Below are 23,611 nucleotides of genomic sequence, written 5' to 3'. Positions count from 1 at the left end.
GAGCCCGGCCACGACACCTCGAAACGTAGCCGGCCTTACTTGATCAGGCCCTTTTCCTTGTAATAGCGGATCGCGCCGGGATGCAGCGGCACCGGGCTGCCGGTCGCGGCGCTCGCAAGCTTGATCTCCTTGCCCGCGGCGTGGGCATTGGCAAGTTCCGGCAGCGATTCGAAGACCAGCTTGGTCATCTGATAGGCGAGATCGTCCGACACCGCGCTCGAAGTGACGAGATAATTCACGACTGCGGCGGTCGGCACATCCTTGTCCTGGCCGGTATAGGTGTTGGCCGGAATGATCACGGAGACGAAGGGCGGGCCGATCTTGTCGACGGTCTCCTTCGGCACCGCGACCACGGTGATCTCGCTCGAGGTCGAGAGGTCCTTCAGCGAGGCGACGCCGAGGCCGGCGGACTGCAGCGTGGCGTTGAGCTGGCGGTTCTTCATCAAGTCGACCGATTCGGCGAACGGCAGATACTCGACCTTACCGAGATCCTTGTAGCTCATGCCGGCGGCCGCGAGGATCGCGCGCGAGTTGAGCTCGGTGCCGGACTTCGGCGCGCCGACCGACAGGCTCTTGCCCTTGAGATCGGCGAGCGTCTTGATGCCGCTTTCAGCGGTGGCGACGATCTGGATGTAGTTCGGATAGATCGCACCGATGGTGCGCAGCTTGTCGAGCTTGGCCTTGAAGCCGGCCTCGGCGTCGCCTTCCCAGGCAGCCTTCAGCGAATCGCCGAGCGTGAAGGCGATCTCGCCGCGGCCCTGCTGCAGCAGCACCAGGTTCTCCACCGAGGCCTTGGTCGCCTGCACCTGGGTCTTCACGTCGGGGATCTTGTCGCCGTAGATCTTCCCGATCGCGACGCCGAGCGGATAGTAGACGCCCGAGGTGCCGCCGGTGAGCACGTTAATGAACTGCTGGGCCTGTGCGACAGGCGCGGACAAAACACTGGTGGCCACGATCGCGGCAGCCATCAACCTTGAATTCATGAGTATTATTCTCCCCTAAGCCGGGCCGGAAATTGGCCGCACGCCCCTGCCGGGTCAACCCATCCAAATGACGCATGCAGGGCCGAAACCCCTGATGGCAGCACCACTTTACCTGCGCAGGAACCCTGTGCCTGCGAGCGGGTTGAGGTGCGCAATCTCGCCGCGAGGTATCACTTGCAGCCGTCCGGGACGCCCGTTGAACGCGCGCTTGATGCGTTGAACTTCTTCCTCGCCGACGTGCGGGACGGGCTCGGCCCTTATCTGGCGATCTACCTCCTGACCGAACGGAGGTGGGACGAGGCCTCGATCGGGTCGGTGATGTCGATCGCTGCGATCGCCGGGATCGTCGCCCAGACACCGGCCGGTGCCCTGATCGACCGCAGCCGCGCCAAGCGCGCCCTGATGATCGCAGCCGCGGTCGCCGTGACCGCCGCATGTCTGCTGCTGCCGCTGCTCGACCGGTACGCACTGGTCGCCGCGACCCAGGCGCTCGCTGCGGCCGCCGGCTCGGTGTTCGCACCGGCGATCGCCGCGGTGACGCTCGGCATTGTCGGACCCAAGGCGTTCGCTGCGCGGACCGGCCGCAACGAGGCGTTCAATCATGCCGGCAACGCGGTGGCCGCGGCTATCGCCGGCGGTACCGCCTACTGGTTCGGTCCCGTCGTCGTGTTCTGGCTGCTCGCGGCGATGGCGCTCGCCAGCGTCGCCGCAACGCTGTCGATTCCAGCCGCCGCGATCGACCACCAGGTCGCGCGCGGGCTCGACGGTGACGCCGAGGAGCATGGCACGCTGCATGACCAGCCGTCCGGCTTTCGCGTGCTCCTGACCTGCAAGCCGCTGCTGATCTTCGCCGCCGCGACCGTGATCTTTCATTTTGCCAATGCAGCGATGCTGCCGCTGGTCGGACAGAAGCTCGCATTGGTCAACCGCAACCTCGGGACGTCGCTGATGTCGGTCTGCATCGTCGCGGCGCAGATAGTGATGGTGCCGGTCGCGATGCTGGTCGGGCGCAAGGCCGACGTCTGGGGCCGCAAGCCGATCTTTGCTGTAGCGCTCGCGGTGTTGGCTATTCGCGGCGCGCTCTATCCGTTGTCGGACAATCCATACTGGCTGGTGTCGGTGCAATTGCTCGACGGCATCGGCGCCGGAATCTTCGGCGCGCTGTTTCCGCTCGTCGTCGCCGATCTCACGCACGGTACCGGGCATTTCAACATCAGCCAGGGCGCGATCGCCACCGCAACCGGCCTCGGCGGCGCGCTGAGCACGGCGGTCGCCGGGTTCATCATTGTCCACGCCGGCTACAGCGCCGCCTTTCTGTTTCTTGCAGCCGTCGCTTGTGCCGGGCTGATCGGCTTCTGCGCGTTGATGCCGGAGACGTTGCGAACGGCAACGGCGACGTCACGCACGACTGCATTGGCATCGCAGAACGGATGATCTGATTCGCCGTTCGTGCTCGGCGGCAACTCGATCTGACGTCCGACAATGGTGCAATTCCGCTTCTGCATCGACCCGACACCACAGTCATTAACGTCGTCTCGCGATGACACACGCGCGCAACGTTTCCGGTGCGGTGCAAAGTCGGACACGATTGCTCTCATGAACGCCAGATGACGCATTTGTTGCGCCCGTAACCGCGGCAAGACGCGGCGATTCCGGGATCATTTGAGTCGAATTGAATCCTTTAAGGTTAGCGAACCAATCAATGTATGAACCAGAAATTTCCATGATTGCCGCCGCTCATGGATGTACGAGTCAGGCCGGGGTAATTACGGATAAGGCGGGGCATGAACCACATCAGTCACATCGGACAAGCGCGAGCCGGCTGGTTCGGACATCGCAAGCTGACCCCACGCGCATGCATTGCGGACAGCAAAAAACACCTTCGGACCTTTCTCGCAGAGGCGCTGGAGGACCTCGGCTTCATCACCAGCGAATGCGGCCAGGCTTTGGAACTCGACACCGTACTGGACGCGGAACGGCCCGATCTTCTGGTGCTCGGCGTGTCCGTGGACGGCATCGAAGTCAGTAAAATTCTCGAGACTTTGGTGAGAAAGGACTACGGCGGCAAGGTCCTCGTCATCGGCCAGCCGGACTCCATCATCGTGAAAGCGGTCCGGCAGATCGGCGACGAGTACGGTGTCGCCATGCTGCCGGCCCTCTCGACCCCGTTCAGCGCCGGAACCCTTCGTGACAGTCTTGCGTCATTGATGCCGCTCGAGCCCGCACCGAGCCCGGCAGTAGATGTTCCCGAAGCGCTGAAGGCCGGCTGGCTCGAGCTGTGGTATCAGCAGAAAATTCATCTCCGGACCTTGGTTCCCAGCGGCGCCGAGGCGCTGATCCGGATGCGCCATCCAGCATGGGGCGTCGTGCCGCCTGCCTACTTCATCCCCGACGAAACCGATCCGCATTTTCATGCGCTGTCCGAGTTCGTGATCGAGCGCGCGATCGAGGACTGGCGCTATCTGCTCGAACAGATCGGACCGGTCGATCTCTCGATCAACCTGCCGATCTCGTTCCTCGCCGACGATCACGCGGTGCGCGAGCTTTGTTACCGGATTCCGGATCATGCCGCCTTCGCCGGCCTGCTGATCGAGATCGACAGCGCCGAGGTGGTCGACAATCTCGATTTGGCGATCGATGTCGCCCGGCGCGTTCGCCTGCACAATATCGGCATCTCGATCGACAACGTCGGCGCGAACTGGCCATCCCTGCTGGGATTGCCGAACTTTCCGTTCGTCCAGCTGAAGGTCGACCATCAATACGTCACCGGTTGCGCGGATCAGCGCCTGAAACAGACGGTGTGCCGGCGTATCGTCGAACTCGCGCACGACGCCGGCGCGCAGGTTATTGCTCAGGGGGTCGAGACGCGCGCGGACTTTCTCGCCGCGCACGAGATGGATTTCGATCAGGTCCAGGGCTACCTGTTCGGCAAGCCGATGGGCGTCAAGAAGTTCGCCCGCTCACGCATGCACTTCTCGGAGAAACAGCCGGCGTCCTGAGGGCATGGCCTCCGGTCAGGCTTGAGTGTCGCGATCGATCGCGCGCAGCGCTTCGCCGCGCGCGATCAGGCGCTTTGCGTTGGAATAGGTCGGGACTTCCAGCAGCGAGCCGTCCAGCTCGACGCGCCCAAGGCCCTGTGCCCGCGCCGCTTCGAAGGCGGCTACGATCCTGCCGGCCTGGTGCAACTCATCCTCGCTCGGCGTGAGCACGCCGTTGACGATGGCGGCATGCGCAGGATCGACCAGGCTCTTTGCGGTGTAACCCAGCCGTCGTGCCCAGATCGTGTCGCGTTCGACGCCCGCGGCGTCGCTCCAGGTGTAGGGACAGTCGACCGCGACGACATTGGCGGCGCGGCATTCGACGATGAAGCGCTGCCGCGCGTAAGCAAGCTCCAGACCATCGCTGCCGCGCTCGGCGCCAAGATCGGCGGCGAGGTCTTCGGCAGCCATCAGGCAACCGATGGTGCGCCGGCTCGCGGCCGCGATCGCGCCGGTCTGCACCAGGCCGCGCGCGAACTCGATGTTCGGCAACAGCGAGGTCGATCCCTCGGCGATGCCATAGTCGCGCTCGAACCGTGTTACCGCCTCGTCGAGCCTGACAACATGATGCGGCTCGGCGACCTTCGGCAGCGCGACGATATCGGGATGGCCGCGCATCACGGCGGCAAGATCATCCATGCCGTCCTGGTCCAGCGGATTGACGCGAACCGCGACCACCGCGCCCTGGTCGCGCCAGGTCGCGTACAGCTCGGCCGCCAGCGCTCGCGCCTTCGGGCGCAGCAGCGGCGGGGTGAAGTCCTCGAGCTCGTGGATCAGCACATCGGCGCCGCCAGCGGCCGCGCCTTGCAGGACCGCCTCGTTGGCGCCTTCGAGAAACAGCCAGGAGCGGCACAGCGGCGCCGGGCGGACCTTGCGCATCACGCCGCCCGCACAGCCGTCACTGAAACGTCATGTCGAGGCATTTCGAAATATCGGAGCCGAGGCCGGACGAGATGGTGATGCAGCCGCGGATCTTCTGGGTGTTGGCATCACTGGCCCAGATCGCATAGCCGCCCGGACCGAAGAACGAATTGGTGTTCGGCGGCTCGGTCTCGGTGGCATCGAACGTATAATTGCCGTCGGTCTCGAAGATGCGCGGCTTCTTGGTGCAGCCGCCGTCGGCCTGCACGTTGATGACCTCCTTGTTGTCCCGAGTCAGCGCCAGCGAAACCTGGCAGCGGAAGTATTCGGAGGTCTTGGCGTTGAACAGATAGGCGTAGGACTTGCAGGTCGCGGTGTTGAGCTTGCCGGCCGACAAGCCGCGGCTGCAGGAGATCCGCTGGTTGTTGGAGAGCTTGAACTCGTCCGCCTGCGCGACTGACGCCAGCGCCATGAACGACAGCGCGACACCGATACCGATCTTCATGACGTGGTTCATCCCGATCATCCCCAGGTAGTGTTTCCGGCAATCGAAGCGTTTGTAAACGGTAACGCGAAGATAGTCGCCAAGCTTGACGCGGGAAATCACAAAGTCAGTGATCTACGATAGCGGTCGCGCCGATTGTCGTATTGACGCGCGAATGCCGTTCGTGATTTGTTCAAAAACGTGGGGACGACGCCGTTTTTTCGGCCGGAGGTGGATCATGACGCATTTTTTGACCAAGACCTTTATTGCGACTGCGGCGTTTGCCGCGCTGACGACATGCGCATTCGCGCAGGAAGCTGCGCCCTGGGAGCTGAAGACCGACATGGGCTACGCCTATGACAAGGACGGCAAGACCTGGGCCTACAAGATGGGGACCAGCAATGCCAACACGCTGCTGAAGGGCGCCAAGAAGGTGCCGAAGGGGACGCTGTTCTTCATCGGCCACAACGGCCAGCTCTACATGCGCTCCGGGCCCTATCTCGAGGGCGACGGCAAGTTCATGTTCGGCTCGAATTAGAGCGTTTTCGAGCGAAGTGGACGCCGGTTAGCGTGAAGAAAACGCGTCAAGCTCCAGCGTCTTCGGCAGACCTCAGAACGCCGCGGCCAATTCCCGCGCGCCGGGCTTGTTGCTGTTGAAATCCATCCGTTCGTTGGTGATGGCGAGCAACCTGGCGACGGTGTTGTGACGGATCGCGACCGGATTGCGTTCGTAGCCGGAGCGCTGGAAGAAATTCGTGGTCGGCACCTGCTCGCGCATCGCCTGCGGCATGGTCACCATGTCGAGGCCGGTGCCGTCACCGGTCAGGTTCATCATCTCGAGCTCGGCCGCGGTCAGCGGCCTTGTGTAGCCCTTGTTGCGGGCGAAGATCACCGAGGTCAGCAGCTTGTGGGTCTGCAGCATCGGGCCGATATCGATGTCGAGCACCATGGCGTGACAGGCCCAGCCCTGCGGCGTGTCGGCCAGGCGCTGATGCGCCGACCAGTCGTCGGGTACGGTCAGCGTGAACGCGACCATCTTCTTCAGCACCGCGAGCTTGTGCTCCATGGCCTTGCGCGCCGGCCCCTGCGTCGCCGCCACCCGCGCTGACAGGTCCCGCACGAATTCATGGCCCTGCTCGGCCAGGAGCTCGACGGTGTTGGTGGTGAGCAGCTGGTTGTAGCCCATCGCGGTGGAGATGGCGCGCTTGCCGCCGTGCTCGATGCCCGCCTGCACGTCGTAATTGCCGGTGCCGCCGGTCTCGAACGAATAGACCCGCACCGCCTGCTCCGGCGTCAGCCCTGCGGCGCGCGCGTAACGAGCATAGGCGCGCTTGAACTCGACCTCGCTCGACGGCCGCTGCGGCGTGAACTGGAACTGTTCGGCCGCCGCCCTGACGAGATCCGAGACCACGGGAATCGTTTTGGGCGGACGCGGCGGCTTGCCGCCCTCTTCTTCCGGCGCCGGATTGACCGGACGCTTCGGGCCCTCATAGACCGGCGGCTGTTGCAGCACGTAATCGTCCAGCGTGATCTGCACGCGGTCGCGGCGCTTGGCGTTGCGGCCACGCCGCTTGTCGGCGATCGCGCTCCAATAGGCGCTGGCATCCTGCTCGAAGGCGTCGCGCGCCGCCTGATATTCCTGCAGCTTGCGGCGATATTCCATGATCGCCTGCGGCGAGGCCTGCGCCATCGCATTGGCGACGGACGGTGGCAACGCATCGGCCTCGCCGGCCAATACAGACGGCGCGCTGGCGGCGAGCGCGAGCGCGACAAATCCAGGAACGAGGCGAATCAATTGCGGGTGCATGGCCTCGTTGTAGCAAGCGCCACCGCGAAGTCAGCCCGGAAATGTCCGGAGCGAAAGCGGCCGGATGCCGCGATCAAGTCCAGAATTTTCGCCACAATGCGGTGTTCTCCGAAGAATGTGCTTCCCGGGAACGCCTTGGAGATTGCGATGAGGATGGCACTCTGGCTCGCCGCCGCCGGCACTTTGACGCTCGCCGCACCTGCGCGCGCCGAGCGTCCGGATTGCGGGTCGTTTCCGGATACCCGTTCACGGCTCTCGTGTTACGAGAATGTGTCGCGAGCGCCGCCGGAACCCGAGAGGGCCGCGCATTCGCCTGTTACACAAGGCAAGGTAATGAAGATGAACGCCCGCAAGCGGCGTCACAAATAGCCGCATCGTTGCGGCCTACTTCCATGCGAACACCGGCTGCTCGAGATCAGCGACGCGGGTGTTGCGGCCGGCGAGCACCTCACGGAACTGATAGATCAGCGCGGCGGTCGGCGCATGAATCTGCTGGCCGCCGAGCCGGAAGCGGATCACGCGCCGCGCGCTCTCGGGGATCGTGACGAAGCTGAATGCATCTTCTCGCTCGACCGCGTCGAGACCGATGCGGTGGACCGAAGCGACCTCGTCCGGGTTCGGCGTGATCGCCGCATCCGCACCGGCCCAGACCACGACCGGCGTGATCAGATAGCCGGAGCGCGTCGGATAGTCATCGAGCATGCCGAGCACGTCGCGCTCGGACAGCGCCAGCCCGAGCTCCTCGTGCAGTTCGCGCAGCGCGGCCTGGGATTGTGTCTCGCCGGCATCGCAGCGCCCGCCCGGCAGCGCCCATTGCGCGCTGTGGGCGCGCAAGCGCGCGCTGCGGCGGGTCAGCAGGAAGGCGGTGCCGCTGCCGTCGTCGCCTTCGGTCAGTGCGATCGCGACCGCCGCGCGCTTCAGCGTCGGCGCGGCATCCGCCGGCGCCAGGCGCGCGAATGCGGCACAGAGCTCTGCGATATTCCGCCGGGTGGCATCGTCAAATGTGCGGGCCATTGAGCTTGACTACAACACAACAGCGTTTGATGAAATGAGCGGAACGACATGCCTCCTGCGATCAATCATCTGCAAGCAAGGGATCCCTCCTCATGACGGCCAAGGCCGCGGACAAACTCAAATCCGACGGCTGGAAGATCGCCGACACCACGGGTTTCCTGACGCTGATCGGCCCATTGTGGGAGCGGTTGAAGGACGGCGCGCTCGAGCTCGCGCTGATCACCGAGGACAAGCACCACAATCGCCGAGGCCTGGTGCAAGGCGGCGTGATCATGACCTTCGCCGACCGCGCCTGCGGTATGGCCGCACGCTTCGTCTCGGGCAAGCCGACGCTTGCGACGGTGCAGCTCGACACCCATTTCATCGAGGCCGGCAAGATCGGCGAGATCCTGACCACACGTCCCCGTGTGGTACGCTCGACTCGCAGCCTGATCTTCATCACCGCCGAGGTGACCGTCGACAAGCGCTGTGTCGCGATGGCCAACGGCGTGTTCAAGATCCTGAAGAACGAGAGTTGATCCCCGTCATTCTGGAGGAAGTGCCCGATGCAATATCGCCAGCTCGGCCGCAGCGGCCTGAAGGTTTCGCCGATCTGCCTCGGCACCATGATGTTCGGCGGACCGACCGATGAGGCGACCTCGTCGCGGATCGTGGCGAAGGCGCGCGAGGCCGGCATCAACTTCATCGACAGCGCCGACGCCTATAATGGCGGCAAGTCCGAGGAGGTCGTCGGACGCGCGATCTCGAATAACAGGTCGAACTGGGTGCTTGCGACCAAACTCGCCAACCCGATCGGCGACGATCCGAACCATGGCGGGCTGTCGCGGCGCTGGGTGTTGCAGGCCGCCGACGAGAGTTTGAGGCGGCTCGGCACCGACTACATCGACGTCTACTATCTGCACAAGGAAGACCACACCACGCCGCTCGACGAGACGGTGCGCGCGATGGGCGACCTGATCCGCGCCGGCAAGGTGCGCTATTTCGGCGTCTCCAACTACCGCGCCTGGCGCGTCGCCGAGATCTGCAACATCTGCGACCGGCTCGGCATCGACCGTCCCGTCGCGAGCCAGCCCTATTACAATGCAATGAACCGGATGCCGGAGGTCGAGCATTTCCCGGCCTGCGCCTATTACGGCCTCGGCATCGTGCCCTATAGCCCGCTGGCACGCGGCGTGCTGACCGGCAAATACGCACCCGATGCCGCGCCGCCCGCCGACACCCGCGCCGGCCGCAACGACAAGCGCATGATGCAGACCGAGTGGCGGCCGGAATCGCTGCAGCTCGCGCAGGAGATCAAGCGCCACGCCGAGAGCCGCGGCGTCACCGCCGGGCAGTTCGCGGTGTCCTGGGTGCTGAACTCGTCGTTCGTCAGCGCGGTCATCGCGGGCCCACGCACCGAAGCGCAATGGGACGACTACATCCGTGCGCTCGATTATCGCTTCACCTCCGAGGACGAAGCCCTGATCAACCGCCTCGTCGTCGCCGGCCATCCCTCGACGCCGGGCTTCAACGATCCCGCCTATCCGATCGAGGGGCGCCGGGCACGGACTGAACGGCCACTGGAATAACAACCGTACATCAGGGCTGCGTTCAATCTTTTCCGCCGTCATTGCGAGGAGCGATAGCGACGAAGCAATCCACGTCTCCGCAAGCGGCAGGATGGATTGCTTCGCTTCGCTCGCAATGATGGAGTCTTGCATTCGCTCGGTACGGACAAGTCGCTCGGTTTTGCCGAAGTTACGTTTCGTACCTTCCGAATTGCGGAATGTCCGCGGCGGCTGCAGCATCAGGCCATGACAACGTTGATACCGGTGCTGCCATGACGGCATCCAACGTACTGGACTGGATCGTGGCTCTCCTGGTGTGCTGGGCGAGCCTGACCGCGATCTTCGAGCCTTCGCGCGGAGCCTCGCAGTGCGATGCTCCCGTCGTGATGAGCAACGCCCCGCAATCGCCGCCGGCGATTCCGACGCAGGCAGAGTTCGAGGAGATGATCCGGGACATGAAGCTGCACGACTGAGCAAGGCGCGGAAAGCCTTATCTCAATGGCGTCCCCGAAATGAAAACAGGGCGGCGCCGAAGCGCCGCCCTGCCCTGATTGCCGTGACTTACCGGCCGCTTACTTCACGAGGTCGAAGCGATCGGCGTTCATCACCTTGGCCCAGGCCGCGACGAAGTCGTTCACGAACTGCTCCTTGGCATCCGACGAGCCATAGACCTCGGCAAACGCGCGCAGCTGCGAGTGTGAGCCGAAGATCAGGTCGGCGCGGGTGCCGGTCCACTTCACCGCCTTTGTCTTGCGGTCGCGGCCCTCATAGACGCCCTGGCCGGCATCGCTCCACACCGTGCCCATGTCGAGCAGGTTGAGGAAGAAGTCGTTGGTCAGCGTCCCCGGCTTGCCGGTGAGGACGCCATGCTTCGACTTCTTGGCGTTGGCGCCGAGCACGCGCAGGCCGCCGACTAGGACCGTCAATTCCGGTCCGGTCAGCCGCAGGAGCTGCGCACGGTCGACCAATGCCTCTTCGGGCTGCAGGAACTGATGCTTGCCTCTGATGTAGTTGCGGAAGCCGTCAGCCCGCGGCTCGAGCGGAGCGAACGATTCGACGTCGGTCTGATCCTGCGTCGCATCGGTGCGGCCCGGCGTGAAGGGGACCTTCACATTGGTACCGCCGTCCTTCGCCGCCTTCTCGATCGCAGCCGCGCCGCCGAGCACGATGAGATCGGCCAGCGAGACCTTCTTGCCGAACTCCTTCTGGATGGCTTCGAGCTTGGCCAGCACACCCTTGAGCTGGGCCGGTTCGTTGACATCCCAGTCCTTCTGCGGAGCAAGGCGGATGCGCGCACCGTTGGCGCCGCCGCGCTTGTCGGAGCCGCGGAAAGTGGAGGCCGAGGCCCACGCGGTCGACACCAGTTCGGACACCGAAAGACCCGAGGCTGTTATCTTCGCCTTGAGCGCCTCGATATCCTTGTCGTCGATCACGGCGTGATCGAGCGCCGGCACCGGGTCCTGCCAGATCAGCGTCTCCTTCGGCACCAGCGGGCCGAGGTAGCGCACGATCGGACCCATGTCGCGGTGCGTGAGCTTGAACCAGGCGCGGGCGAAGGCGTCCGCGAACTGATCCGGATGCTCATAGAACCGGCGCGAGATCTTCTCGTAGGCCGGATCGAAACGCAGCGACAGGTCGGTGGTCAACATGGTCGGCACATGCTTCTTCGACGGATCGAACGCGTCCGGAATATCTGCCGCCGCGCCTTTCGCCTTCCACTGCTTCGCACCTGCGGGGCTCTTCGTCAGCTCCCATTCGTACTTGAACAGGTTCTCGAAGAAGTGGTTGCTCCACTTGGTCGGGGTCTGGGTCCAGGTGACCTCGGGACCGCCGGTGATCGCGTCAGCGCCGACGCCGGTACCGTGCTTGCTCTTCCACCCCAAGCCCTGTTCCTCGATCGCGCCGCCTTCCGGCTCCGGCCCGATCAGCGACGGGTCGCCCGCACCGTGGGTCTTGCCGAAGGTGTGACCACCGGCGATCAGCGCAACCGTCTCCTCGTCGTTCATCGCCATGCGGAAGAACGTCTCGCGGATGTCCTTGGCAGCAGCAACTGGGTCCGGATTGCCGTTCGGGCCTTCCGGGTTGACGTAGATCAGGCCCATCTGAACCGCGCCGAGCGGTTCGGAGAGCTGACGCTCGCCGCTGTAGCGCTCGTCGCCGAGCCAGGTGCCTTCCGGACCCCAGTACAGTTCTTCCGGCTCCCACACGTCGGCGCGGCCACCGGCGAAGCCGAACGTCTTGAAGCCCATCGATTCCAGCGCGACGTTGCCGGCGAGGACCATCAGGTCGGCCCAGGAGATCTTGCGGCCGTATTTCTGCTTGATCGGCCACAGCAGCCGGCGCGCCTTGTCGAGGTTGGCGTTATCGGGCCAGCTGTTGAGCGGGGCGAAACGCTGCTGACCGGCACCGGCGCCGCCGCGGCCGTCGGTGATGCGATAGGTACCCGCCGAGTGCCAGGCCATGCGGATCATCAGACCGCCGTAGTGGCCGAAGTCGGCCGGCCACCATTCCTGCGACGTCGTCATCAGGGCCGTGAGGTCCTTGATCACGGCGTTGAGATCGAGCGACTTGAATTCCTTGGCGTAGTCGAAGCCCTTGCCCATCGGATCGGACAGGTTGGAATTGTGATGCAGCACCTGAACGTCGAGCGTCTCCGGCCACCAGTCGCGATTCGCGTGCCCGCGGGGCCCGCCCGTGAATGGGCATTTGCCCGCGCCGTCGTCGGTTTTTGCGTCCATGTTTCTTCTCCGAGGTGATGGATTCTGGAATGCGCTGGAGCTCTTCCAAGAACGATTCTACGCGCCCCAATCCATCAGGTGAAATTGACTTTAGTGATCGCGCCGATAAGATAATCTGATGATAAATGTCACACTCCGGCAACTGAGGTATTTCGATGCGCTGGCCCAGCACGGGCATTTCGGGCGCGCCGCGGATGCCTGCGCGGTGTCGCAGCCGGCGCTGTCGATGCAGATCCGCGAGCTGGAACGGGCGGTCGGCGGCGTGCTGATCGAACGCAATGCCCGACAGGTCACCCTGACGACCTTCGGCGAAGATCTGCTGCATCGCGTGCGCGACATCCTGCGCTCGGTCGACGAGCTCGGCGACTTTGCACGCGCCTCGCGCGACAAGCTTGCCGGCCGCCTGCGCGTCGGCATGATCCCGACCATTGCGCCATATCTGCTGCCGCGGGTGATCGAGACGCTGGCGCGGCTGCATCCCGAGCTCGACATCCATGTCCGCGAGACGCTGACGCCGAAGCTGATCAAGGCAGTTGCCGAGGGCCGGCTCGACACCGCGATCGTGGCGCTGCCGGTGCATGAACCGTCGCTGACCGAGGTCGCGCTGTTCTCCGAGAATTTCCTGCTGGTGCGGCCGGGTGAGGATGCCAAGACGCCGGTGCCGAGCGCCGAGATGCTGCGCGAGATGCGGCTGTTGCTGCTCGAGGAAGGCCATTGCTTCCGCGACCAGGCGCTGTCGTTCTGCAACATGCAATCGTCCTCGCCGCCACGCGAGGTGCTGGATGCGAGCTCGCTGTCGACATTGGTGCAGATGGTCGGCGCCGGCATCGGCGTCACCTTAATCCCCGAGATGGCGGTGACGGTGGAGACGCGCTCGGCGCCCGTCACGGTCTCGCGCTTCAAGAACCCGCAGCCCTCGCGCACCATCGGCATGGTCTGGCGCAAGACCAGCCCACTCGCCGCGCAGCTACAGCAGATCGCCGAAGTGGTCTCGCTCGCTGCTCGGGAGTTGCGTGCGCCGAAGGCGGATGGGGCGAAGGACACGAAGCGCGCGGGGCGGCGCAAGGTGGCGTGATTGGTTCGGTGGCGAAGAAGGACTGCATTCCGCGTTTAGCGCACGCGTCCCGCCGCAACCACAACCGTCGTCCCGGCGCAGGCCGGGACCCATACGCCGCGGCAGACGTCGTGATCGGGACTCGTCGTTCCGACATCGCGCAACAATGAACTTCGGTGGTTATGGGTCCCGGCCTTCGCCGGGACGACATCTTGTTTGTCGCGTCCCTCTCCGTCATTCCGGGGCGCGCCTATTGGCGCGAGCCCGGAATCCATCAAGCTACAGAACAGGTGGTGGAATGGATTCCGGGCTCTCGCTTCGCGCGCCCCGGAATGACGAGATGAGGCAGCGCCCTTACTTCTCCAGATATTTCTTCATCTCGGCGATCAGGCCGTCGCGCAGTTCGGGGCGCTTGAGGCCGAAGGCGATGTTGGCGCGGAGGAAGCCGGGCTTGGAGCCGCAATCGTGGCGCTCGCCCTCGAACTCGACGCCGTAGAACTTCTGCGTCCTCGCGAGGCCGATCATGGCGTCGGTGAGCTGGATCTCGCCGCCGGCGCCGCGCTCCTGCGTGGCCAGGATGTTGAATATCTCCGGCTGCAGGATGTAGCGGCCGGTGATCGACAGGTTGGACGGCGCGGTGCCCTGCGGCGGCTTCTCGACCATGCCGTCGACCTCGAAGATGTTGCCGGTGCGTTTTCCGACGCCGCAGATGCCGTATTGATGGGTCAGCTCGTCGGGCACCGCCTCGACCGCGATCACGTTCGACTTCTCGCCGAGCTTGTTGGCGGCATCGATCATCTGCTTCAGGCAGCCCGGCGTGTTCAGCACCAGCTCGTCCGGCAGCACCACCGCGAACGGCTCGTTGCCGACGATGTCGCGCGCACACCACACCGCGTGGCCGAGCCCGAGCGGCGATTGCTGCCGGGTGAAGCTCATCGCGCCGGCTTCCGGCTGGTTCTGCGCCAGAATGTCCTGCTCGGTCTTCTTGCCGCGTTGCGCGAGCGTGGTGTCGAGCTCGAACATGCGGTCGAAGTGATCCTCGATGACGCCCTTGTTGCGGCCGGTGACGAACACGAAGTGCTCGATGCCGGCCTCGCGGGCCTCATCGACCACGTACTGGATCAGCGGCTTGTCGACGATCGTCAGCATCTCCTTCGGCATTGCCTTGGTGGCAGGCAGCACGCGGGTGCCGAGACCGGCGACGGGAAATACGGCTTTGCGGATCTTCATGGGATTATCGGAGGCCTTGAAATCGGGTGGGACGGCGGCGCGGAATCTAATCGCTCCTTGGTACCCGTTTTGCAGCCGAGAACAAAGGCGGATGTGTGATGCGCACCAATCCGCCTTGTCCATCCGAGTATTTCCGAACTGAATGGCCGCCTACCGAGGCATCCCGACCGCCCGCACGTTGGCGCGTGACGGCGCTGACGTGCCGAGAGACACAGCCGTCGCGTTGGCAGATGACACGATCCAGCGGCGATATTTGCGGGTGAGCGACGCGGTGCGCAACTGGGCGAGAACCAACGCCTTCAACGGCGAAACGTTCGGATTGGCCGTGCGGCCCCGGCTCAACCGCCGCAGCTGGAATTTCACAACCGCCATGGCGGCAAGCGACGCCATCGGCTTGCTCTTCCAGCGGATCGGCGCGACTTCTGGCCGCAGATCCTCGCCGCGGCGCCACGCATTTACCAAGTCCGGCCTGATCGCAATCGCGGTTGCGATACCCGCAATGGCGACGCCGCTGTCGAGCACCTGTTGCACGATGCCGATGCGGCGAATGCCGCCGGTGACCATGACCGGCATCCTGGCGACTTCTGCGATCTCGCGCGCGAAGTCCAGGAAATAGGCCTCGCGCGCCAGCGTGCGGCCGTCGCGCGCATCGCCTTGCATCGCTGGCGCCTCGTAGCTGCCGCCGACAGTTCCACCAGATCCACCGGCAGTTCGTTCAGCATCTCGACGACGGTCTTCGCATCGGCTGCATCGAAGCCGCCGCGCTGGAAATCGGCCGAGTTCAGTTTGACCGCGATCGAGAAGCCCGGCGACACCGCGGCGCGGACGGCCTTGACGGTTTCGATCAACAGTCGTGCTCGGTTTTGCAGCGAGCCGCCCCAGCGGTCGGTGCGCCGGTTGCTCAAGGGCGACAGGAACTGGCTGATCAGATAGCCATGCGCGGCATGGATCTGCACGCCGGAGAAGCCGGCCTGCTCTGCGAGCTTCGCGGCCGCGACGAAGCGCGCGATCACCTCGTCGATGTCATGCTCGGTCATCGCTTTGGGCATCGCAAACAGGCTCGAATGCTTGCCGAGATCAAGCGCCACCGCCGATGGCGCCCAAGTCTGCTGGCCCATGTTCTTCATCATCTGCCGGCCCGGATGGCTGAGCTGCAGCCAGATCTGCGCGCCCCTGGCCCGGCCGATCCGCGCCCAGTTTCGGAACGCTTCAAGCGGCGTGCCGTCCTCCAGCACGACGACGCCCGGGCCGGTCATGGCGCGGCGATCGATCATGACATTGCCTGTTATGATGAGGCCGGCGCCGCCGTCGGCCCAGGCCTGATAGAGGCGCAGCAGTTCGGCCGACGGGAGATGCCCGGCGTCAGCCATGTTCTCCTCCATCGCCGCCTTGGCGATGCGGTTGGGAACGCTGGTCCCGTTGGGCAACGTGAGCGATTCGAACGGCGACATGAACAGGTTCCTTATCGAGTTCCTTGTTGATCTGCGCGTACCTTAACCTTAAAGTAAACTTTAAGGTCAAGCCGCAACAAGAAGCACCGCCGTGAAGATCGGGGAACTGGCTCGAGAGTCCGGCCTCGCGCCGTCGCGCATCCGCTTCTATGAGCGAGAGGGCCTGATCGGATCGATCGATCGCGGCCTGAATGGCTATCGGCAGTATTCGCACGGAACCAGGCAGGTCCTCGAAATCATCGTGATGGCCCAGCAGGCCGGATTTTCGCTCGACGAGATCCGGAATCTGCTGCCGCCACACGGCAAGGGAGACTGGAGCCGCGACACGCTGGTGGCCGCGCTCAAGACCAAGGTGGTCGAGGTTGCCGCCTTGCGGCATCGACTGGCTGAAACCCAGGCCGGGCTGGAGGCCGTGATCGCCCGGATCGAAGCCACGCCGCCGGGCGGTGACTGCTTTGAGAACGCCGAAGCCGTCTTGGCTGGTCTCAGGGACTCGAAAGCCGATTGACGACACCGGACAATTTGTCCCGGCCCAAACTGTCGCGCGATTTCGTCACGCCCCAAATGCTGCCCTTTGTTAAGCTATTGGAAACCGTGACGGGGCCTTCTGAGGCGGCACGATTTTGACAGGCACACGACACATGCGCGCGACCGGAACACCAAGGACCAGGCTTTGCAGCGCGAGCCTGATCGCGCTGGCCCTGCTGCTGCCGGGTGCGACGCAAGCGCAATCGGCCGGCAACGGCCTGACCAACCTGATCGACAGTATCTTCTCCCCGAACGCCGCGACACCGCCGCAGGCGGCAACCGGACAGGATGGTGCGGCGCCGCCCTGGAGCGGGGAAGACGGCGCCTCCGGCCATCCCTTGATGACAGCCGCCGCGATCCGCCAGGCCGCATCCGACTTCCCGAACTGCGTCGCGGGGATGTGGCCGGATGCGGCACGGCGCAACATCACCCAGCAGAACTTCGAGCGCTTCACCGCGGGCCTCACGCCCGACCTGCGCATCATGGATCTCCTGGATTCGCAGCCGGAATTCACCAAGGCGATCTGGGACTATCTCGATATCCTTGTGAGCGACGCCAGGCTCGCCAAGGGCCGCGAGACCCTTGCGAAATACAAGTCGCAGTTCGACGCGACCGAGAAGGCCTATGGCGTCGATCGCTACATCATCGCAGCGATCTGGGGCATCGAGTCGAACTACTCGACCCAGATGGGCGACCGCAGCGTGGTGCAGTCGACCGCGACGCTCGCCTGCATCGGCCGGCGCCAGGCCTATTTCAAGGACGAGTTCCTGTCGGCGCTGGAAATTCTCAACCGTGGCGATCTCAAGCCCGAACAGATGCGCGGCTCCTGGGCCGGCGCCTTCGGCCCGACCCAGTTCATGCCGACCGCGTTCAAGCGCTACGCCGTCGACGGCGATGGCGACGGCCGCCGCGACGTCGTCGACGATCCGAGCGACCTGATCGCCTCCACCGCCAACAATCTGAAGAAGGACGGCTGGCAGACCGGCGCGAGCTGGGGCTACGAGGTGGTGCTGCCGCAAGGCCTGAACTACATGCTGGCCGATCGCGCCAAGGCGATGCCGCTGTCGCAGTGGGAGCAGCTCGGCGTCAAGCGGCCGGGCGGCCAGCCGTTCCCGCGGCCGTCCGACAAGGCCTATCTGCTGGCGCCGGCGGGCGCCGAGGGTCCGGGCTTCCTGATGCTGCAGAATTTCCGGGTGATCATGAAATACAACCCGGCCGAGGCCTATGCGCTCGCCATCGGCCATTTCGCCGATCGCCTGCGCGGCGGCCAGCCCTTCGTGCAGCCCTGGCCGCGCCAGGAACGAGTGCTGTCCCGCGCCGAACGGCTGGAACTGCAGCAGCTGCTCGCCCAGCGCGGCTTCTACAAGGGCACGCCCGATGGCCAGTTCGGCGGCCAGACCCGCGAGGCGCTGCGCGGCTTCCAGGTCTCGATCGGCGCACCGGCCGACGGCTTTGCCACATCAGAGGTGCTGGAGCGGCTGCGCGGGCGGTAGCGGGGCGAGTTTCGGCGGATCCCGCCCGAAAGTAACCGTGAAATCCGATATTTGCCGCCTGCCTTGACGGCGGCCGGGGGCACCCGATTTATGGTGGAAAAGCTGCCCGCTTGCGGCCCGATTCCGCTAATATGCTCACGTACTTCCTGATCATTGCGACGAACTCGATGGCGAAGCCGAAATCCTTCCTGCGCCTATTCACCGAAGCCGGTCCGCTGGTCGCGCTGACGGTGGCGCTTGCGCTGTTGATCGGCATTGCCGAGCCCGCCTCGGCGCAGTTCTTCGGCTTCCCCGGCTTCGGTGGCGGACCGCCGCAACCGCAGCGCCGCGCTCCGCCGCAGCATGGCGGCGGCGGTGGCGGCTGGTTCGGGGGCGATTTCTTCGCGCCATTCCAGCAGCAGCCGCAATCATCACAGCCGCAGCGGCCACGCGAGGATTTCTCGCGCGCTCCGCCGCCGGCCAAGCGCGAAGCCGCGGCCGAGCGCAACGTGCTGGTGATCGGCGACGCCATGGCCGACTGGCTCGCCTACGGCCTGGAAGACGCCTATTCCGACCAGCCCGACATGGGCGTGATCCGCAAGCACAAGACGGTCTCCGGCCTGATCCGCTATCAGCCCAAGGGCGACCCGGCGGATTGGGCTGCGGCCGCCAAGGGCATTCTCGCCACCGAGAACCCCGACGCCATCGTCGTGATGCTCGGCCTCAACGACCGCACCTCGATCCGCGAACCGGTCGCGGAGAAGAAGGTCGACAAGAAGGACGAGAAGAAGGACGCGCGCGGCAAGCCGGACGCAAAGCCGGGCGACAAGCCCGATCCCGCCGCCAAGACCGATGGCAAGACTGACGGCAAGGCTGATGCCAAGACCGACAGCAAGCCGGCCGATGCCGAGTTGCCGGCCGACGACGCCGACACCGACTCGCAGGCCGCGCCGGAAAAGACCGCGCGCTCGCCCAACGGCCTTTATGACTTCCGCGACGACCGCTGGGTCGAGCTCTACGGCAAGAAGATCGAGGAGCTGATCAACGTGCTGAAGAGCAAGGGCGTGCCGGTGCTGTGGGTCGGCCTGCCCGCGATCCGCGGCCAGAAGGGCACGTCGGACATGCTGTTCCTCGACGCGCTCTATCGCGACGGTGCCGGCAAGGCCGGCATCACCTATGTCGACGTCTGGGACGGCTTTGTCGACGAGGCCGGCCGCTTCATGCCGAAGGGCCCGGACTTCGAAGGCCAGCCGCGCAAGCTGCGTTCCGACGACGGCGTGTTCTTCACCAAGGCCGGCGCGCGCAAGCTCGCACACTATGTCGAGCGCGAGGTGACCCGCTTGCTCGCGGTGCGCACCGGCCCGATCGCGCTGCCGAGCGAACCGGCAACGCCCGAGACCAGCACCGAGCCCGGCAAGCCCCCGCCGCGGCCGCTGGCAGGCCCCGTGCTGCCGCTGGTCGCCTCCACGGTCGGGACCGATCAGTTGCTCGGCGGCCCCGGATCGCGGCCCGCCGCGGTCGACGCGCTCGCCGCACGCACGCTGGTGAAGGGCGAGGCCCTGGCGCCACCGGCCGGCCGCGCCGATGATTTCGCCTGGCCGCGCCGCGAGATGGGGCGCGAGCAGGCCAAGGGCGACGTGCCGGTCGCCGCGACCACGCCGGCCGCACCGGCAAGCGGGCCTGCGAATCCGCCGCCCTCGACCACGGCGATCGCGCCCGACGGCTCGATCATCACCGCGCCGAAGCCGCCAAAGCGTGTGTTCCGTCCGGCCCAGGCCCAGCCGCAACAGCAGCCACAGACGCAGCCCTGGCTGCGTGACATCTTCGGATTCGGCGCGCCGCAGCAGCAGCGCCCGCTGGTCGCACCGCCGCCGCGGCCGCCGCGCAATGTCGGACAGCGTGCCGCAGTGCCGGGGAATCCCTGGCAGTAGGCGCGCGCGCCTTCTCATCGAATTGAAGCTAGATCCACGTCATTGCGAGCCAACGGGTCGCGCGAACGTGCGCCCTATGACAGGCTCCGCGAAGCAATCCATCGATCCGCACACGCGGACGGATGGATTGCTTCGTCGCTTCGCTCCTCGCAATGACGGTGAGCGAGATGATGTCGACCGTAATTAATAGCGCCAGCGCAGCGGCGGACGGCGCGGCTGGCGCGTCATCAAGAGCGCCAGCGCAAAGCCGATGCCGCCCGCGATCAAGAGCGATCCGAGCGGATTGTCCCGCACCGTTTGCGCCATCGCCTTCTGTCCGCTGCGAACGGTCTCGCCGCGATTCTCATAAGCATCCTTGAAAGTATCCTTGGCATAGTTGACCGCGGTGTCGGCGGCGTCACGCGCGGCATCCTTGGCCTGGCCGTAGAGATCCTGCACTGCGCCTGTGGCTTCACGCGCGCGGCCTGACGCCTGGGTGCGCGCATCACCAGCCACATCGCCGACTGCGCCTTCGGCCTTGCCTGCGAACTCCTTCGCCGTACCGATAATCCGATCCTTGTCCATCACAACGACTCCCTGAAATGTCTGGAAGCCAACCGCCGAACCTCGCACAAGTTCCTGGAGTTAAAGAATGAGTCCGCCATCGACAATGATGGTCTGGCCGACGACATAGGAGGCGAGCGGCGAGGCCAGGAACAGCGCGGCGCCGGCCATGTCGGCGGGCGTGCCGAGGCGCTTCAGCGGAATGCGCTCGAGCGCGCCTTCGAGCCGCTTCGGATTCGCCGTCGTCGCCTTGGTCATCTTGGTGTCGACGAGGCCTGGCGCGATGCCGTTGACGCGGATGCCGTTCTCCGCCCAGGCCTCGCCGAGCGTGCGGGTCAGACCGACCGCGCCGGTCTTCGAGGCGTTGTAAGCCGGATTACCCATGGTGGAATGGTAAGCCGCGGTCGAGCTCACGATGATCAGCGAGCCCTTGGCGGCACTCAGCATCGCGTGGAATTTGGTGGCGCAGGCCATCAGGCTCATCAGATTGACTTCCATCACCTTGCGGAACCCTTCCATCTGGAATTCCCCGCGGCGGTAAATCACCGCGCCCTGCGCCAGTACCAGCACGTCGAGCCGATCGAACGACGGCGTCAGGCTTTCGATCGCCTGCGCATTGCTGACATCGAGCTGCGCATAGGCAAGGCCTTCGAGATGCGAGCCTTCCTCCGCGGAATAGTCGCTCGCCTGCGCGCGGGTGCCGTACACGGCAACGTGCGCGCCCTTGGCGCGGAACGCCTGCGCGATGCCGTTGCCGATGCCGCTGGAGCCGCCGACCACCAGTACCTGCTTGCCGCCGAAATCGAGCTCGTTCATCGCGTTCCTCTCCCGTGTTGTTTTCTTGATTGAGCATGATCCCTTTCGAAAAGCCAACGCAAAAGCCCGCGCAGAACTTGCGTTAACGCGCTGCGCGCGTGCCGATATCGGGTCGGTGGTTTGACGTCTTTGCGGATCGGTGCCAGCGTTGGCGCCTCGCACCACAAAAAAATCAACGGGAGGTCCGTCGTGTCCGAATTCAAACAGCTCAGCCGCTCGGTGAAGGGCCTCACCGTTCTCGTCACCGGCGCCGCCAGCGGCATGGGCCGCGCCACCGCGCGCGTGTTCGCCGATGAAGGCGCCAATGTCGCTGTCACTGACCTGACCGAAGAAGGCACGCAAGCGGTAGCGAAGGAGATCGCGGCAAGCGGTGGCTCGGCAAAGGCCTGGACGCTCGACGTCAGCGATCGCGATGCCATCACCAGGGTCGTCAACGATGTCGCCGCGCATTTCGGCGGGCTCGACATCATCGTCAACAATGCCGGCATCTCGGTGCGCGTGGCGATCGACGATCCCGGTTACGAGGACGCCTGGGCCAAGGGCATCGCGGTGATGCTGACGGCGCATCCGCGCATCATCCGCGCCGCACTGCCCTACCTGCGCAAGTCGCGATCGCCGCGCATCGTCAACATCGCCTCGACCGAAGCACTCGGCGCGACCGGGATGCACAGCCCCTACTCCGCGGCAAAGGGCGGCGTCACCAGCCTGACCCGCTCGCTCGCGGTGGAACTGGGGCGCGAAGGGATCACCGTGAACTGCATCTGCCCGGGCCCGATCCGCACCGCCATCACCGACCGCATCTCCGAGGAGCACAAGACGATCTACGCCAAGCGCCGCACCGCGCTTGCGCGTTACGGCGATCCGGAAGAGGTCGCGCACATGACGCTCAGCCTGTGCCTGCCCGCCGCATCGTTCCTGACCGGTGCAGTGATTCCTGTCGACGGCGGGTTGATGGCGCGGAATGCCTGACCCGCGCATCGCCGTAGCCGCGAAGCGTTGACAGCGCGCGCGTCGGGAGTAGCTTTCTCGCCAAACGAAGCGGGACAACCGCCCGCGAGATACGGGGAGATACGCCAATGACGGTCCTGATCCGGCAGCTTCACAAGCATTTCGTCGGCGAGGTCTCCGGCGTCGATCTGCGCAAGCCGCTGACGAAGCAGGAAGCGATCGACATCGAGGCCGGCATGGACAAATACGCCGTGCTCGTCTTCCACGGCCAGGACATCTCAGACGAGCAGCAGATGGCATTCGCGCTGAACTTCGGCGAGCGCGAGAACGCGCGCGGCGGCACGGTGACCAAGAAGGAAGACTACCGCCTCTCCTCCGGGCTCAACGATGTCTCCAATCTCGGCAAGGACGGCAAGCCGCTGCCGAAGGATCATCGCACCCATCTGTTCAATCTCGGCAACTGCCTGTGGCACTCCGACAGTTCGTTCCGGCCGATCCCGGCGAAATTCTCGCTGCTGTCGGCGCGCGTCGTCAACCCGAAGGGCGGCAACACCGAGTTCGCCGACATGCGCGCTGCCTATGACGCGCTCGACGACGAGACCAAGGCCGAGATCGACGACATGATCTGCGAGCACTCGCTGATGTATTCGCGCGGCTCACTCGGCTTCCTCGACTACACCGCCGAGGAGAAGGAGATGTTCAAGCCGGTGCTGCAGCGGCTGGTGCGCACCCATCCGGTGCACGGCCGCAAGTCGCTGTATCTGTCGTCGCATGCCGGCGCCATCAGGGGCATGAGCATGCCGGAGGCGCGGCTGCTGCTGCGCGACCTGACCGAGCACACCACGCAGCCGGAATTCGTCTATGTGCACAAATGGACGGTGCATGACCTCGTGATGTGGGACAACCGCCAGACCGTGCACCGCGTGCGCCGCTACGACCAGTCGCAGCCCCGCGACATGCGCCGCGCCACGGTGGCCGGCACCCAGCCGACGGTGGCGCAGGAGGCGGCGGAGTAGCGGGCACAACAATAGCTGTCGTGGCCAACCCCACAGCAGTCGTCCCGGGCAAGCGAAGCCCGACCCGGGACCCATAACCACAGGGCACCGTCGTCGCGCGACGCTGCGGCCCCAGCGCGGCGCCACACTGCGTCCTGTGGTTATGGGTCC

General features: G+C 65.1%; 21 protein-coding genes and 1 pseudogene. 12 read left to right on the top strand and 10 right to left on the bottom strand.

What is annotated here, in order from left to right:
• Window positions 1-35 precede the first annotated feature (35 nt).
• Window positions 36-983, bottom strand: a complete 948-nt coding sequence (locus ACVIGA_RS26635) for a TAXI family TRAP transporter solute-binding subunit (RefSeq protein WP_456668592.1) — start codon at window positions 981-983, stop codon at window positions 36-38.
• Window positions 984-1,157: 174 nt separating this feature from the next.
• On the opposite strand from ACVIGA_RS26635, the gene ACVIGA_RS26630 reads away from it, so the two are divergent.
• Both ACVIGA_RS26630 and ACVIGA_RS26625 read left to right on the top strand, forming a co-directional pair.
• A complete protein-coding gene (locus tag ACVIGA_RS26630) occupies window positions 1,158-2,417 on the top strand; it encodes an MFS transporter (protein WP_456668591.1) in 1,260 nt (419 codons plus the stop codon).
• 350 nt (window positions 2,418-2,767) lie between these two features.
• Complete coding sequence (locus ACVIGA_RS26625; RefSeq protein ID WP_456668590.1) at window positions 2,768-3,982, top strand: EAL domain-containing protein; 1,215 nt, start codon at window positions 2,768-2,770, stop codon at window positions 3,980-3,982.
• A gap of 15 nt (window positions 3,983-3,997) precedes the next feature.
• Here ACVIGA_RS26625 and ACVIGA_RS26620 read toward each other — a convergent pair whose 3' ends face one another.
• Together ACVIGA_RS26620 and ACVIGA_RS26615 are read right to left on the bottom strand one after the other, a co-directional pair.
• Window positions 3,998-4,900, bottom strand: coding sequence for an HpcH/HpaI aldolase/citrate lyase family protein (locus ACVIGA_RS26620; RefSeq protein ID WP_456668589.1), 903 nt, complete (start codon window positions 4,898-4,900; stop codon window positions 3,998-4,000).
• Between the two features lie 19 nt (window positions 4,901-4,919).
• Window positions 4,920-5,399: a hypothetical protein gene (locus tag ACVIGA_RS26615; protein WP_223966664.1), complete on the bottom strand. Its 480-nt coding sequence runs from the start codon at window positions 5,397-5,399 to the stop codon at window positions 4,920-4,922.
• 205 nt (window positions 5,400-5,604) lie between these two features.
• On the opposite strand from ACVIGA_RS26615, the gene ACVIGA_RS26610 reads away from it, so the two are divergent.
• Window positions 5,605-5,904 (top strand): hypothetical protein, encoded by a 300-nt coding sequence (locus ACVIGA_RS26610; RefSeq protein ID WP_050405553.1) that lies wholly within the window; start codon window positions 5,605-5,607, stop codon window positions 5,902-5,904.
• Between the two features lie 72 nt (window positions 5,905-5,976).
• Here the strand turns inward: ACVIGA_RS26610 and ACVIGA_RS26605 are convergent, their stop codons facing one another.
• Both ACVIGA_RS26605 and ACVIGA_RS26600 read right to left on the bottom strand, forming a co-directional pair.
• A complete protein-coding gene (locus tag ACVIGA_RS26605; RefSeq protein WP_456668588.1) occupies window positions 5,977-7,173 on the bottom strand; it encodes a hypothetical protein in 1,197 nt (398 codons plus the stop codon).
• A gap of 384 nt (window positions 7,174-7,557) precedes the next feature.
• Entirely contained in the window at window positions 7,558-8,187 is a 630-nt protein-coding gene (locus tag ACVIGA_RS26600) for an NUDIX hydrolase (protein WP_456668587.1), read from the bottom strand.
• A gap of 92 nt (window positions 8,188-8,279) precedes the next feature.
• On the opposite strand from ACVIGA_RS26600, the gene ACVIGA_RS26595 reads away from it, so the two are divergent.
• The 3 genes from ACVIGA_RS26595 (at window position 8,280) to ACVIGA_RS26585 (ending at window position 10,207) form a co-directional block, all read left to right on the top strand.
• Window positions 8,280-8,705: a PaaI family thioesterase gene (locus tag ACVIGA_RS26595; RefSeq protein WP_456668586.1), complete on the top strand. Its 426-nt coding sequence runs from the start codon at window positions 8,280-8,282 to the stop codon at window positions 8,703-8,705.
• A gap of 27 nt (window positions 8,706-8,732) precedes the next feature.
• A complete protein-coding gene (locus ACVIGA_RS26590) occupies window positions 8,733-9,755 on the top strand; it encodes an aldo/keto reductase (RefSeq protein WP_456668585.1) in 1,023 nt (340 codons plus the stop codon).
• A 251-nt stretch (window positions 9,756-10,006) separates the two neighbouring features.
• Window positions 10,007-10,207 (top strand): hypothetical protein, encoded by a 201-nt coding sequence (locus ACVIGA_RS26585; protein ID WP_223966658.1) that lies wholly within the window; start codon window positions 10,007-10,009, stop codon window positions 10,205-10,207.
• 99 nt (window positions 10,208-10,306) lie between these two features.
• Here the strand turns inward: ACVIGA_RS26585 and katG are convergent, their stop codons facing one another.
• Entirely contained in the window at window positions 10,307-12,472 is a 2,166-nt protein-coding gene (gene katG, locus ACVIGA_RS26580) for a catalase/peroxidase HPI (protein WP_456668584.1), read from the bottom strand.
• Window positions 12,473-12,590: 118 nt separating this feature from the next.
• On the opposite strand from katG, the gene ACVIGA_RS26575 reads away from it, so the two are divergent.
• The gene (locus ACVIGA_RS26575; protein ID WP_223966654.1) at window positions 12,591-13,547 is read left to right on the top strand and encodes a LysR substrate-binding domain-containing protein; all 957 of its coding nucleotides are present in this window, start codon (window positions 12,591-12,593) and stop codon (window positions 13,545-13,547) included.
• A 333-nt stretch (window positions 13,548-13,880) separates the two neighbouring features.
• Here the strand turns inward: ACVIGA_RS26575 and galU are convergent, their stop codons facing one another.
• Together galU and ACVIGA_RS26565 are read right to left on the bottom strand one after the other, a co-directional pair.
• Window positions 13,881-14,756 (bottom strand): UTP--glucose-1-phosphate uridylyltransferase GalU, encoded by an 876-nt coding sequence (galU, locus tag ACVIGA_RS26570; protein WP_223966652.1) that lies wholly within the window; start codon window positions 14,754-14,756, stop codon window positions 13,881-13,883.
• Between the two features lie 150 nt (window positions 14,757-14,906).
• Window positions 14,907-16,207, bottom strand: a pseudogene (locus ACVIGA_RS26565) (NADH:flavin oxidoreductase/NADH oxidase family protein).
• 91 nt (window positions 16,208-16,298) lie between these two features.
• Between ACVIGA_RS26565 and ACVIGA_RS26560 the strand changes: the two are divergent.
• The 3 genes from ACVIGA_RS26560 to ACVIGA_RS26550 all read left to right on the top strand — a co-directional run bounded on the left by ACVIGA_RS26560 (window position 16,299) and on the right by ACVIGA_RS26550 (window position 20,138).
• Window positions 16,299-16,715, top strand: coding sequence for a MerR family transcriptional regulator (locus tag ACVIGA_RS26560; protein ID WP_456668583.1), 417 nt, complete (start codon window positions 16,299-16,301; stop codon window positions 16,713-16,715).
• Window positions 16,716-16,848: 133 nt separating this feature from the next.
• Complete coding sequence (locus tag ACVIGA_RS26555; RefSeq protein WP_456668582.1) at window positions 16,849-18,228, top strand: lytic murein transglycosylase; 1,380 nt, start codon at window positions 16,849-16,851, stop codon at window positions 18,226-18,228.
• Window positions 18,229-18,395: 167 nt separating this feature from the next.
• Entirely contained in the window at window positions 18,396-20,138 is a 1,743-nt protein-coding gene (locus tag ACVIGA_RS26550) for an SGNH/GDSL hydrolase family protein (RefSeq protein ID WP_456670895.1), read from the top strand.
• A 183-nt stretch (window positions 20,139-20,321) separates the two neighbouring features.
• On the opposite strand, the gene ACVIGA_RS26545 is transcribed toward ACVIGA_RS26550, so the two are convergent.
• Together ACVIGA_RS26545 and ACVIGA_RS26540 are read right to left on the bottom strand one after the other, a co-directional pair.
• Window positions 20,322-20,702, bottom strand: coding sequence for a CsbD family protein (locus tag ACVIGA_RS26545; protein ID WP_456668581.1), 381 nt, complete (start codon window positions 20,700-20,702; stop codon window positions 20,322-20,324).
• A 60-nt stretch (window positions 20,703-20,762) separates the two neighbouring features.
• The gene (locus ACVIGA_RS26540; protein WP_456668580.1) at window positions 20,763-21,497 is read right to left on the bottom strand and encodes an SDR family NAD(P)-dependent oxidoreductase; all 735 of its coding nucleotides are present in this window, start codon (window positions 21,495-21,497) and stop codon (window positions 20,763-20,765) included.
• A 189-nt stretch (window positions 21,498-21,686) separates the two neighbouring features.
• Between ACVIGA_RS26540 and ACVIGA_RS26535 the strand changes: the two genes are divergently transcribed.
• Entirely contained in the window at window positions 21,687-22,466 is a 780-nt protein-coding gene (locus ACVIGA_RS26535; RefSeq protein ID WP_223966639.1) for an SDR family NAD(P)-dependent oxidoreductase, read from the top strand.
• A 107-nt stretch (window positions 22,467-22,573) separates the two neighbouring features.
• Complete coding sequence (locus ACVIGA_RS26530) at window positions 22,574-23,461, top strand: TauD/TfdA dioxygenase family protein (protein ID WP_456668579.1); 888 nt, start codon at window positions 22,574-22,576, stop codon at window positions 23,459-23,461.
• Window positions 23,462-23,611: the final 150 nt, after the last annotated feature.

It is taken from the genome of Bradyrhizobium sp. USDA 3240, assembly GCF_054063295.1.
Note: the sequence above shows the minus strand (reverse complement) of the source record. Positions and strands in the feature narration are given on the sequence as shown.

Excerpts from the sequence above, each read along its gene's own strand:
- katG (WP_456668584.1), bottom strand. The coding sequence starts at position 12,472 with ATGGACGCAAAAACCGACGACGGCGCGGGCAAATGCCCATTCACGGGC.
- ACVIGA_RS26550 (WP_456670895.1), top strand. The coding sequence starts at position 18,396 with ATGGCGAAGCCGAAATCCTTCCTGCGCCTATTCACCGAAGCCGGTCCG.
- ACVIGA_RS26590 (WP_456668585.1), top strand. The coding sequence starts at position 8,733 with ATGCAATATCGCCAGCTCGGCCGCAGCGGCCTGAAGGTTTCGCCGATC.
- ACVIGA_RS26610 (WP_050405553.1), top strand. The coding sequence starts at position 5,605 with ATGACGCATTTTTTGACCAAGACCTTTATTGCGACTGCGGCGTTTGCC.
- ACVIGA_RS26625 (WP_456668590.1), top strand. The coding sequence starts at position 2,768 with ATGAACCACATCAGTCACATCGGACAAGCGCGAGCCGGCTGGTTCGGA.
- ACVIGA_RS26595 (WP_456668586.1), top strand. The coding sequence starts at position 8,280 with ATGACGGCCAAGGCCGCGGACAAACTCAAATCCGACGGCTGGAAGATC.
- ACVIGA_RS26540 (WP_456668580.1), bottom strand. The coding sequence starts at position 21,497 with ATGAACGAGCTCGATTTCGGCGGCAAGCAGGTACTGGTGGTCGGCGGC.
- ACVIGA_RS26620 (WP_456668589.1), bottom strand. The coding sequence starts at position 4,900 with ATGCGCAAGGTCCGCCCGGCGCCGCTGTGCCGCTCCTGGCTGTTTCTC.
- ACVIGA_RS26545 (WP_456668581.1), bottom strand. The coding sequence starts at position 20,702 with ATGGACAAGGATCGGATTATCGGTACGGCGAAGGAGTTCGCAGGCAAG.
- ACVIGA_RS26530 (WP_456668579.1), top strand. The coding sequence starts at position 22,574 with ATGACGGTCCTGATCCGGCAGCTTCACAAGCATTTCGTCGGCGAGGTC.
- ACVIGA_RS26575 (WP_223966654.1), top strand. The coding sequence starts at position 12,591 with ATGATAAATGTCACACTCCGGCAACTGAGGTATTTCGATGCGCTGGCC.
- ACVIGA_RS26600 (WP_456668587.1), bottom strand. The coding sequence starts at position 8,187 with ATGGCCCGCACATTTGACGATGCCACCCGGCGGAATATCGCAGAGCTC.
- ACVIGA_RS26585 (WP_223966658.1), top strand. The coding sequence starts at position 10,007 with ATGACGGCATCCAACGTACTGGACTGGATCGTGGCTCTCCTGGTGTGC.
- galU (WP_223966652.1), bottom strand. The coding sequence starts at position 14,756 with ATGAAGATCCGCAAAGCCGTATTTCCCGTCGCCGGTCTCGGCACCCGC.
- ACVIGA_RS26555 (WP_456668582.1), top strand. The coding sequence starts at position 16,849 with ATGCGCGCGACCGGAACACCAAGGACCAGGCTTTGCAGCGCGAGCCTG.
- ACVIGA_RS26605 (WP_456668588.1), bottom strand. The coding sequence starts at position 7,173 with ATGCACCCGCAATTGATTCGCCTCGTTCCTGGATTTGTCGCGCTCGCG.
- ACVIGA_RS26615 (WP_223966664.1), bottom strand. The coding sequence starts at position 5,399 with ATGAACCACGTCATGAAGATCGGTATCGGTGTCGCGCTGTCGTTCATG.
- ACVIGA_RS26635 (WP_456668592.1), bottom strand. The coding sequence starts at position 983 with ATGAATTCAAGGTTGATGGCTGCCGCGATCGTGGCCACCAGTGTTTTG.